Origin of the sequence: Kitasatospora sp. NPDC058444 (assembly GCF_042721415.1) — a bacterium.
Lineage (GTDB): Bacteria > Actinomycetota > Actinomycetes > Streptomycetales > Streptomycetaceae > Kitasatospora.
The window spans coordinates 158,481-168,442 of record NZ_JBHXLL010000007.1 but is presented as its reverse complement, the minus strand read 5'-3'; the positions used below and the strand labels follow the sequence as shown (position 1 = coordinate 168,442).

The 9,962-nt window shown below is 72.0% G+C and carries 13 protein-coding genes; 3 read left to right on the top strand and 10 right to left on the bottom strand.

Annotated elements, in window-relative coordinates; translation table 11 throughout:
• Nucleotides 1-81: 81 nt before the first annotated feature.
• From ACFWP2_RS11220 to ACFWP2_RS11195, 6 genes are all read right to left on the bottom strand, one after another.
• Nucleotides 82-708 (bottom strand): alkyl sulfatase C-terminal domain-containing protein, encoded by a 627-nt coding sequence (locus ACFWP2_RS11220; RefSeq protein ID WP_380450181.1) that lies wholly within the window; start codon nt 706-708, stop codon nt 82-84.
• Nucleotides 709-746: 38 nt separating this feature from the next.
• The gene (locus ACFWP2_RS11215; RefSeq protein WP_380450096.1) at nt 747-1,124 is read right to left on the bottom strand and encodes a nuclear transport factor 2 family protein; all 378 of its coding nucleotides are present in this window, start codon (nt 1,122-1,124) and stop codon (nt 747-749) included.
• Nucleotides 1,125-1,332: 208 nt separating this feature from the next.
• The gene (locus tag ACFWP2_RS11210) at nt 1,333-1,980 is read right to left on the bottom strand and encodes a response regulator (RefSeq protein ID WP_380450095.1); all 648 of its coding nucleotides are present in this window, start codon (nt 1,978-1,980) and stop codon (nt 1,333-1,335) included.
• On the bottom strand, nt 1,968-3,212 hold the full coding sequence (locus tag ACFWP2_RS11205; RefSeq protein WP_380450094.1) for a sensor histidine kinase: 1,245 nt from the start codon (nt 3,210-3,212) through the stop codon (nt 1,968-1,970). Before ACFWP2_RS11205 ends, ACFWP2_RS11210 begins: the two co-directional genes overlap by 13 nt.
• 334 nt (nt 3,213-3,546) lie before the next feature.
• A complete protein-coding gene (locus ACFWP2_RS11200; protein ID WP_380450093.1) occupies nt 3,547-3,792 on the bottom strand; it encodes a hypothetical protein in 246 nt (81 codons plus the stop codon).
• A complete protein-coding gene (locus ACFWP2_RS11195) occupies nt 3,789-4,151 on the bottom strand; it encodes an ATP-binding protein (RefSeq protein WP_380450092.1) in 363 nt (120 codons plus the stop codon). The genes ACFWP2_RS11200 and ACFWP2_RS11195 overlap by 4 nt, the downstream gene beginning before the upstream one ends.
• A gap of 272 nt (nt 4,152-4,423) precedes the next feature.
• Here ACFWP2_RS11195 and ACFWP2_RS11190 point away from each other — a divergent pair, with 272 nt between their 5' ends.
• Nucleotides 4,424-5,287: a helix-turn-helix domain-containing protein gene (locus tag ACFWP2_RS11190; protein ID WP_380450091.1), complete on the top strand. Its 864-nt coding sequence runs from the start codon at nt 4,424-4,426 to the stop codon at nt 5,285-5,287.
• A complete protein-coding gene (locus ACFWP2_RS11185) occupies nt 5,280-5,471 on the top strand; it encodes a DUF397 domain-containing protein (protein ID WP_380450090.1) in 192 nt (63 codons plus the stop codon). Before ACFWP2_RS11190 ends, ACFWP2_RS11185 begins: the two co-directional genes overlap by 8 nt.
• Before the next feature lie 57 nt (nt 5,472-5,528).
• Here the strand turns inward: ACFWP2_RS11185 and ACFWP2_RS11180 are convergent, their stop codons facing one another.
• Nucleotides 5,529-6,176, bottom strand: a complete 648-nt coding sequence (locus ACFWP2_RS11180) for an NADPH-dependent F420 reductase (RefSeq protein ID WP_380450180.1) — start codon at nt 6,174-6,176, stop codon at nt 5,529-5,531.
• A gap of 81 nt (nt 6,177-6,257) precedes the next feature.
• Here ACFWP2_RS11180 and ACFWP2_RS11175 point away from each other — a divergent pair, with 81 nt between their 5' ends.
• Nucleotides 6,258-6,647, top strand: a complete 390-nt coding sequence (locus ACFWP2_RS11175) for a winged helix-turn-helix transcriptional regulator (protein ID WP_380450089.1) — start codon at nt 6,258-6,260, stop codon at nt 6,645-6,647.
• Nucleotides 6,648-6,724: 77 nt separating this feature from the next.
• Here the strand turns inward: ACFWP2_RS11175 and ACFWP2_RS11170 are convergent, their stop codons facing one another.
• From ACFWP2_RS11170 to ACFWP2_RS11160, 3 genes are all read right to left on the bottom strand, one after another.
• Nucleotides 6,725-7,732: a hypothetical protein gene (locus tag ACFWP2_RS11170; RefSeq protein ID WP_380450088.1), complete on the bottom strand. Its 1,008-nt coding sequence runs from the start codon at nt 7,730-7,732 to the stop codon at nt 6,725-6,727.
• A 270-nt stretch (nt 7,733-8,002) separates the two neighbouring features.
• Nucleotides 8,003-9,112 (bottom strand): o-succinylbenzoate synthase, encoded by a 1,110-nt coding sequence (menC, locus tag ACFWP2_RS11165; protein WP_380450087.1) that lies wholly within the window; start codon nt 9,110-9,112, stop codon nt 8,003-8,005.
• Nucleotides 9,109-9,942, bottom strand: coding sequence for a GNAT family N-acetyltransferase (locus ACFWP2_RS11160; RefSeq protein ID WP_380450086.1), 834 nt, complete (start codon nt 9,940-9,942; stop codon nt 9,109-9,111). Before ACFWP2_RS11160 ends, menC begins: the two co-directional genes overlap by 4 nt.
• Nucleotides 9,943-9,962: the final 20 nt, after the last annotated feature.

The window sequence follows — 9,962 nt, the reverse complement described above, 5'->3', positions numbered from 1 at the left end:
GGGCCTGGGCGGCTCAGATGTTGCTGCGGGTCCTGCCTTCTCCCCGCCGGTGCGGGGAGAAGGCAGGACCCGCGGGCTGGTTCAGGGGGTGGTGAGGCCGAACCAGTACTCGAAGGTGTCGAGGAGGCCGTTGAGCGTGTTGAGCGGGTCGATGGTGCCGCTGGTGACGGTGAGGGAGCCGTCGTCGAGGAGCTGGTCGGGGGTGGCGGCGGCGATGGCGAGCCGGTTGAGGCCGTCACGGGTGATGCCGTAGACGGCGTCGGCGGTGGCGGGTTCGAGGGTGCCGGGGTACTGGACGAGGACGCCGTTGCGCACGCGCAGGGTGTAGGTGGCGGGGTCGTCCGGGATGCCGCCGGTGACGGTGAGGCCGATGGTCAGGGGCTGCCCGGCGGCGTTCGGCCCGTTGAGGCGGATGCCGAGGTAGTCGAAGAGCATGTCCAGCGGCATCGCGGCGAGGACCGGAGGGGTGATGATCTGCGGCGAGGGCAGGGTGACGGGGCTGTCCGCCGGGCGCACGCGCAGTTCGTTGGCGGCGGCGAGGTAGAAGTTGCGCCAGGGGCCGCTCTCGGCCTGGTAGCCGAGCTGTTCGAGGATGTCGGCCTGGAGGCCGCGGGCGCCGGTGTTCGTGGGGTCGGCGAAGACCACGTGGGTGAGGAGCTCGGCGGCGAACCGGTAGTCCTGGGCGGTCTTGCCGTTCTTGAAGAGCAGGTGGGTCGGGACCGCCCTGACGCTGTACTTCGGCGGTCTCAGGAGGCGGAGGGCCCGATCTCCCCCGCGAAGACGATGACCTGGTCGATGAGGCTGCGCCGCAGATGGACGACGTCCGTTCCCGCCAGGCTGGGGCCGCCGTCCGGCGTGGTGAAGACCCACTGGTACCGGGCCCACTCGCCGGGCATGTCCACCGCCGAGCAGCGCGCCATCGTGCCGGGTCCCGCCGGGTGGCGCCGGAGGTCCAGCACGAACCGCTCGACCGCCGCGATTCCTTCGCTGCGCCCCAGCGGCCCCCAGAAGACCACGTCCGACGTGAGGGCCTGGGAGAGCAGGGCCGTCACATAGCTGTCGTCCGAGGCGTTGAACGCGGAGATGAACGTGTCGATCGCGGAACGTGCCGTCTCTTCCTCCATGCCCCCAGTAATACCAGCAGTTGCGTGTGCGATCGTCCCGCGAGCCACCTTCCGATCACGGTGGACCGTCCCGGTCACCGCACCGGGAACCCCTCGACCCCCGGTTTCAGGGCGGGCGGCACGTCGGCCGACTCCGTGACGATCAGGCGGACTTCCCGCCCGGGTTCGAGCCCGTCGCCGTGCTGACGGCAGGCGTGCCCCCGGGGGTTCAGCCCCCGGAGGCGCCCAGGAAGCGCAGCACGGCGAGCACCCGGCGGTGGTCCGCGTCGGCCACCGGCAGGTCGAGTTTGGCGAGGATGTTGTTGATGTGCTTGGCCACCGCGCTCTCGCTGACCGTCAGCGCCTCGGCGATGCCGGCGTTGGAGCGGCCCTCCGCCATCAGGGCCAGTACCTCCCGCTCGCGCGGGGTCAGGGCGGCCAGGGGGTCGCTGCGGCGGAGCAGGAGTTGGGCGACGACCTGGGGGTCCAGCGCCGTTCCCCCCTCGGCCACCCGCCGTACGGCTGCCGCGAAGTCCTGGACGTCGGCCACGCGTTGCTTGAGCAGGTAGCCCACTCCGCTCGTGTTGGTCGCCAACAGGTCGGCGGCGTACCGCTCCTCCACGTACTGCGAGAGCAGGACCACCGCCGTGCGCGGCCGGTCGCGGCGGATCACCGTGGCCGCCCGCACGCCCTCGTCGGTGAAGGTGGGCGGCATCCGGACGTCCACCAGGGCGAGTTCGGGCTGGTGCTCCTCGACGGCGGCCAACAGCGCTTCCGCGTCGCCGACTTCCGCGACGACCTGGAAGCCGCCCATCTCCAGCACCTTGACCAGGCCGACCCGCAACAGCACCGAGTCCTCGGCGATCACCGCGCGCACGGCAACTCCACCATCACGCTCGTCGGTCCCCCGACGGGGCTGCTGAGCCGGAAGACACCGTCGACGGAGCCCACCCGCTTGGCCAGCCCGCTCAGCCCCGTACCACCGGAGGGGTCGGCGCCGCCCAGCCCGTCGTCGGTGACGTTCACCCGCAGGACCGTCCCGACCCGTCGGACCGTCACCTCGACCCGCGAGGCGCCGGCGTGCTTGGTCACGTTCGTCAGCGCCTCGGAGATCACGAAGTACGCGACCGACTCCACGGCGGGCACCGCCCGTTCCGGCAGCTCGACCCGAAGGCGCACCGGCAGCGGAACCCGGGCGGCCAGTCCGGACAGCGCCGCGTCCAGGCCCCGGTCTTCGAGCACCGCCGGGTGCAACCCGCGTACCAGATCGTTGAGTTCGTCGATCGCCGCCTTCGCCTCCAGGTGCGCTTCCGCCAGCGCCTCACGGGCCTCGCCCGGCAGGTCGGGGCGGGTGGCCATGGCCAGTCCCAGGTTGACCGCCAGCGAGACCAGCCGCTGCTGGGTGCCGTCGTGCAGGTCGCGCTCGATCCGGCGGCGCTCGGCGTCGACCGCCTCGATCAGGTCGGTGCGGCTGCCCGCCAGGTACGCGACCCGCTCCTGGAGCCGATCGGCCCGGCTCGGGCCGAGCAGCGCCGCGGCGGAGCGCGACTCCGCCAGGGCCACCACTCCGGCGAGCCAGGGCAGGAGGGACAGCAGGAAGAGGCCGAGCACGGTGTAGCACGGCATCAGCGTCGCCCAGCCTAACCAGTCGCGCCGCACCCCGACCGGCAGCGCCCACACCCAGCCGTACCCGGTGGCGCCCGCCAGCCCCGCCGCCGCCACCACCAGCACCAACAGCTCCGACAAGGCCACCAGCGGGCCCAGCAGCAGGTGGTAGCCGACCTGGCGCCAGGCGCGCGGCGAGGAGAGCCACCGCAGGGCCGTGGTCGGCGACCACCGCTGCGGCACGGGCGCCGAGCGACGGATGTCCACCCCGAGCAGCGCCCGGTGCCGGTACCGCTGGACCATCGTCAGCACCGGGACGCCGCTCAGGACCAGGGCGACGGACACCGGGAGCGTGAGCGCCCAGTTCCCCGTCCTGGCCGTGGTCGTCGCGCCCCAGGCCCACACGGGCACCAGCGCCAGGTGCACCGGGACACCCGTGGCCAGGAAGCCGGTGTCCCGTCGCGCCCGCCGTGCCAGGCGCCCCAACCGGGGTGGAATCGTCATGGCTCGACGTTAGAGCACGTCAACCCGGGTCCGCCATGGATCTTGTATCCGCATCCATGGTGAACCCAGTACCACCATGCGGGGGCCGGTCCCAGAGGAGGTCGAGTCCCGTTTCTGACGGTTCGGTACCGCTCGATCGCAGCAGGGCCGGGATGATGCCGGGTTGGTGGCGGCGTCTCCGCGGGTGCTCCGTCCGTGCCCGGTGCGGGACGGGGGCCGGCGGGTCAGGTGTCCTCGTCGGGCGGGGTCGTGCGCAGGGCGGTGACGACGCCCAGGGCGGCGATCGCGCCGGCGAGGGTGAGGAGGGCGGCGAAGGCCGTCCCGATCAGATACCTCACGAGAAGTCCCGTTCCGCGTCGAGGAGCAGGACGAGGAGGTTGAGGAGAGTTGACGCGGGCGCGGTGTTGAAGCGGACGAGGACGCGGCCGTCGAGGGTCTGGTCGGTGGCGGCGGAGGGGAAGATCAGGCCGAACTTCCGCCCCCGCTCTTGGACTTCGGTGAGCAGGGTGCGGATGTGGTCGTCGGTGTAGTGCCGGATCCGGGGGTCGGTCGGCAGCATCGGGTGGCGCCGGGCCCTCACGCGGCACCGTCCAGCTCGAACCAGACGGACTTGGCGCGCTCGTGGGGCTCCACGCCCCAGCGGTGGGTGAGGGCCTCGACCAGCTGGAGGCCCCGGCCGGACTCGGCGAGGAGGGACAGCGGCGGGGTGGTGGGAAGGATCGGGCTCTGGTCCGTGACCGAGACGTGGAGGTTGCCGTTGGTGGAGATGACCTGGACGAGCGGGGCGGGGGTGTCCCCGTGCCGCCAGGCGTTGACGAGGAGCTCGCACAGGGCGAGCTGCGCGTCGAAGATCACGGACGGGGCCCAGCCGACGCCCGTCATGGTGCGGTGGAGGCTCTGACGGGCGATGGCGATGGTGGGGGTGTTGATGTGACGCATGGGAGTTCTCCCGAGGCGTGAGTGAGGGGAAGAACCGGCGGAACATGTGTCGCCGTGAGCCAGGCCGGTGGAGATGGACGTGGCTGTTCTGCGGTGCTTGCTAGCAGGCGTTACTGACGATCCGTCGGATCGGGTACTGAGATCGACCGTAGCGCACCCGTTCCTGAGTTTTTAGGCCAACGCCTATAAATTCGCTCTATCGTGTGGCTCTCAGATGGACCTGCACGCCGACAGCGCGGCACACTGACCCCAGCACCGCCAGAGAGGAAGCCATGCCCCTTCGCTCCAATCCGACCCTCCGTCAACGGCGGCTTGGCGCTGAGCTGCGGAGAATGCGGGAGCAAGCCGAGCTCGGCGGCAGCCAGCTCGCCCGCACTCTCGGCATCAGCCCCGGCCAAATGACGCAGATGGAGAAGGCGAAGATCGGCGTCAGCCCCGAGCGCTTGCGGACCCTGGCCTCGGCCTGCAACTGCGTCAACCAGCCGCTGATCAACGCCCTCGTTGACATGGCACTGGAGCGGGAGAAGGGATGGTGGGAGAAGTACCGTGGCACCCTCACCATCGACTTCCTTGAGGTTGCAGAGCTTGAGAACCGCGCCAAGCGGCTGACGATCTGCACGACCACCTACGTACCCGGCCTGTTGCAGACCAGCGGCTACGCCTCGGCCGTGTTTGCCCGGATCTTCCCTCCGCTGCCCCCTCAAGACATCGAGACCAGGACAGCCTTCCGAATCAAGCGACAAGAGGTCGTTCGCTCGGGCGCGATTCCTCTCCAGGTGTTCATCCACGAGGCCGCACTGCGGATGCAGTTCGGTGGTCTCAAGGTCCTCGTCGACCAACTCGGCTCGCTGCTCGACGATTCAGAGCAGCCCGGCATCTCGGTCCGCGTCGTGCCCTTCGCCGTCGACACCTTCCCCGGCTCCGGCGAGAACCTCACGTTCGCTGAAGGTCCCGTCCGCGAGTTGGACACCATCCAGATGGACGTCGCCCAAGGTGCACTCTTCTTCGACTCCCCAGCGGACCTGGCCAAGCACCGGGCGATCTTCGCTCGCCTGGACTCGACAGCACTCTCCGAAGAAGGATCACGTGATTTCATTCGATCCGTCATGGAGGATGTGAACCGCACATATGCGTAGTTCTGATTGGCAGAAGTCCAGCTACAGCGCCGCAAACAACGAGTGTGTGGAGGTCCGCACGGTCGCCGGAGCGGTCGAACTCCGCGAGTCCGACGAGGGGCACCTCGTCCTCCGCACGACCCCCACCGCCCTGGCCTCCCTCCTCCATGCCCTCAAGGCCGGCGAATTCGACCACCACGCCTAACCGCCCCACCCCCGCGCCCCTCGCCCACCCGGGCGATGGGCGCGACCAGAGAACCGCTCAGGAGGCGTGGACCCCCGCGTACTCCAGCGGCGGCGCGATCGCCTGCGCGTCCACCCCCTCCCCCACCCACAGCCCGATCAGGAAAGCCGCCGTCGCCTCCAGCAGACCCGCGCGGTGGAGTCCTCCCCCGTTGACCGGCACGCAGCCGAGATCACGCACGAGTCCCCGCACCGTCTCCAGCGCCACCTCGTCGTCCCCGCACACCGGTACCGCGAGGGGCCGGCCGTCGAAGACCGGCGGCGTCAACCCCCACACGCTCTCGTGGCAGAGGTTGAACGCCTTGACCACCGACGCCCCGGGCGCCGCCGCCGCGATGCGCTCGGCCGCCGAAGGCCCGCCCGCCGTCTCCAGGACGAACCCCGCCACCACCGGGTTGGTGCAGTCGATCAGCGTCCGGCCCCGTACGGCGTCGCCCAGCCCCGCCGCCACGCCGGCCGCCGCCGCGTACGGCACCGCCAGCAGCACGGCGTCCCGGCCGTACCGGGCCGCGTCCCGCAGGGTCCCCGCCCGCGCGCCGATCCGCTCCGCCAGCGCGGCGGCGCGCTCGACGTCCCGCCCGCCCACCAGGACGTCGTGTCCGGCCCGCGACCATCGGGTGCCCAGCACCCGCGCCATGGTGCCCGTACCGACGATTCCGATCCTCATCATGTCCAGCCTCCTGTGGGTTCCGTCCGTCCGTCGAAAACCGGGACCACAGTAGGAAGCGGCTCGGGCACCATCTGGTAAGTGACCACTGATCAGGACTTCCTCGCCGACTGCCGTGCCCGGCTCGCCTTCGACCTGCTCGCCAACACCTGGAACGCGGTGGTGGTGTGGGCGCTGCGCGAGGCGCCCGCGCGCCCCGGCGACCTGCGCGAGCGGATCGGCGGGATCAGCCCCAAGGTGCTGACGGAGACGCTGCGCCGGCTCCAGTTCAACGGCCTGGTGGAGCGCCGCGCGTACGCCGGGTCGCCGCCGCGCGTGGAGTACTCCCTCACCGGGCTGGGGCGGACGCTGCTGGAGCCGATCGAGGCGTTCGGCGCCTGGGCCTTCGAACACGGCGAGGACGTGATGGCGGCCCGGGAGCGGACCGAGGGCGTTCCTCAGGCGCCGGGCACCGCTGCCCCGCGCCTCTGACACAGAACTGCCGGAACCGCCGCGTGCGGGTCACGGGCCCGGGACGGCTACGCGCCGGCCGGCCGCCCGTCGGGTGCTCAGCGCCTCCTCAGCCGGCCCAGGAGGCTCTGGCCGCGGGTCGTCTGCCAGCGCGAGCGCGCCAGTCGCAGCACCGTGTCCCACTGCTGGCGGACCTCGTCGTCCGGAGGGCGCTCGCCGCGCCCGATCCGGTCGAGTTCGTCCTGCACCTCCCGTCCGATCGCCGCCGAGGCCACGGTCGCGAGCATGGCCCCGAACAGGGCCGAGAGCATGGCGAAGACCGCCCCGATCGCGCCGTAGCGGTCCGTGCTGGAGTTGAAGAGGCGGGGCAGGTAGACGCTCATGGCCACCGAGTAGCCGGACAGCAGGGTCGCCCCGATGCACCCGAACGGCACGAGGGCGGACCGGGGGATCCTGCCCGCGGACAGCAGCCGGCCGCCCCAGACGAGGAAGACCGCCGTCAGCGGCGCCTCCACCACGGCCGCCGCCAGTTCCAGCGGTCGGCGGCCGAGAGCGGCGTGGACCCAGCCGCTCAGTGCGGCGTACGCGGCCAGCAGCGCGATCCACTTGAGGCCGTTGACGGTGTTGCGCACGCTCAGCGGCTCCAGCTCCCAGCCCTGCTCGAACAGCCGCTGGGCGGCCCGCGCGAAGCTCAGCACCGAGACGAGGAGGAAGGCGAGCCCGAAGATCCCCGCGGTGCTGCTCCACTCGCTCGCCGGGGAGAGCATGTCGCGCACGGCTTCGGCGCCGCCTCCGGTGAGGCCGTAGCGGTCGATGACGCGTTCGGCGGCGTCCTTGCCGCCCAGGTGGACCACGAGCGCGCTGCACAGGACGGCCAGGGGCACCAGGGCCGTCAGCGCGGCGGAGGCCAGGGCCATCGAGCGGTCGAAGCCCACGAGCCGCTGGAACCGGCTGACCACGCGCAGCGCGAACGCCGGGCGGAGCCAGAAGGTCGCCGTCCTCAGGATGGTCTCGCGGCTGATCCGTCTCGTGTGGCCCTCCGGAGTGGCAGTGGTGGGGTGTCGGCGCGGGAAGCCGGGGAAGCCCGGGGGGAACCGGAAAAGCACGCCGCCGGTGTGATCTTCGCGCGGCGGGCTCGGCCCGCCCCGGCAACCCGCCGGAACGCGTGCCTCCGGCTGCGACCCAAGGGGTGGCCCACGGCGCGGGATGCCCCCGCCTGCGACCCGAGGAGTGGCCCGCGGCGCGGGAGCGGACCTCGGCCGGCTGCTGTGCTGTCGGGTCGGGCCCGTCCGTGGATCCCGGGTCGGGCTGCGGGGTTGCCGAGGAGCCCCCCGGTCTCGGGCACCGCACGGCGGTGCCCGAGGCCCTACGACCGGTCAGACGGTGAGGAGTTCCGTGGAGGTGGTGGCGGCCTGCAGGGCGTCGGGGTCGGGGACGATGCCGATCCCCGGGCCGGTGGGGACGGTCAGACGGCCGTCCTGGAGGACGAAGGGGTCGGTGATGTCGCGGGTGTAGTAGCGGGCCGAGGCCGAGATGTCGCCGGGCAGGGTGAAGCCCGGGAGCGCGGCCAGTGCCAGGTTGGCCGCCCGCCCCAGCCCGGTCTCCAGCATGCCGCCGCACCACACCGGTACGCCGTTCGCCAGGCACAGGTCGTGGATCCGGCGGGCTTCCAGGTAGCCGCCGACCCGGCCGGGCTTGATGTTCACGATCGAGCACGCCTCCTGCCGGATGGCGGTGGCCGCGTCCCGGGCCGAGGTGATCGACTCGTCCAGGCAGATCGGGGTGTCCATGCGGGCCGCCAGCCGGGTGTGCGAGAGCAGGTCGTCCGGGGCGAACGGCTGCTCGATCAGCGTCAGCCCGTAGGCGTCGAGCCGGCGCAGGTGGGGCTGGTCCGCCGGACCGTAGGCGGTGTTGGCGTCGACCTGGAGGGCGATGTCCGGGCCGAACGTCTCCCGGACCGCGCGCAGCGGCTCGATGTCCCAGCCCGGTTCGATCTTCAGCTTGATCCGGGCGTAGCCCGCGCGGAGGTAGCCGTCGACGGCGCTGATCAGCTCGTCGACGGTGTCCGTGATGCCGACCGACACGCCGACCGCGAGTTCGGTGCGCGTCGCCCCGAAGTACTGGGCGAGGCTGATGCCGGCGGTGCGCAGTTCGGCGTCCAGTACCGCCATCTCGACGGCCGTCTTGGCCATCGGATGGCCTCTGACCGGCCGGAGCAGCTCGGGCACCAGTGCCGCGGTCAGCCCGGGGGCCCGGGACAACCGGGGCAGCAGGAACTCGCGTACCACTTCCCGGGCCCCGGCCAGGTACTCGGCGCTGTACGTCGGATCGTCGTCGGCCACGCACTCGCCCCAGCCGACGGCTCCGTCGGCCGTGGTCACCTTGACCAGCAGCGAGTTCCGGTGTTCCTGGGTGCCCAGTGCGGTCCGGAACGGCGCGACCAGGGGCAGGGCCACCTCGCGCAACTCCACCTGTCGCAGCTTCATTGCGGTGTTTCCTTCCGTCGCAGGACGTACCAGCCGGACCGGTCGAACCCGTCGATCCGGTAACCGTTCTCCAGGGCGCCGCCGAGCGCCTGGCGCATCGCGGACCGCCAGCGCCGGGCGGCGGCCGGGTCCGTTCGCCGCAGGGACTCCGCGTCCACGGGGGTGGCACAGCGCAGTACGCCGCCGGTCGCGGCGCGCGGTACGGGCTCGCCGTTGCCGTCCGCTTCGAGCACGGGTTGCGCCGCGGCCAGGCCCGGCAGCGGTGCCGGTGCGTGCGGCGTCCCGTACGGCGTCCCGTGCGACGTCCCGTGCACCGGCCAGCTGACGAACAGCCGGTCGGAGGCGTCGCCGTCGTTGATGCCGTCGGCCAACGGCCCGTAGAAGTCGGGCAGGTACGCCTCCGCGACCGCCCCGAGCCGCCGCAGATTGAAGTGGGCGTTGCGGCGGATCAGCGGATCGTACGTCCACGAGATCGACGACAGGCCCGCCTCGGCGGCCCACTCCCGCTGGTGCGACTTCATCGCCGCGCCGATCCCGCGCCCGCGCATCGCCGGCAGCACGCCGGCCACGTGCGAGTGCAGGCTGTCCCCGATGGTGCGGAACCCGGCGGTCACGCCGACCATCGCCGTCCCGAGGTACGCCGCCGCGACGTAGCCGCCGGTGTGGGCGAGCGCGCACATCACGTCCAGGGCCAGCGGTGGCTCGGCGGTGTCCGGGGTGTTCCACACGGTGCGCAGCACCGCGTCGGCCTGCTGGAGTTCGGGGACGGTCCGGAGCAACCGGATGCGGACGTCCGGCCGTTGCGCGCCGGCGGAAGGAGATTCGACCATGTGACGAGTCTGCTCGGCGG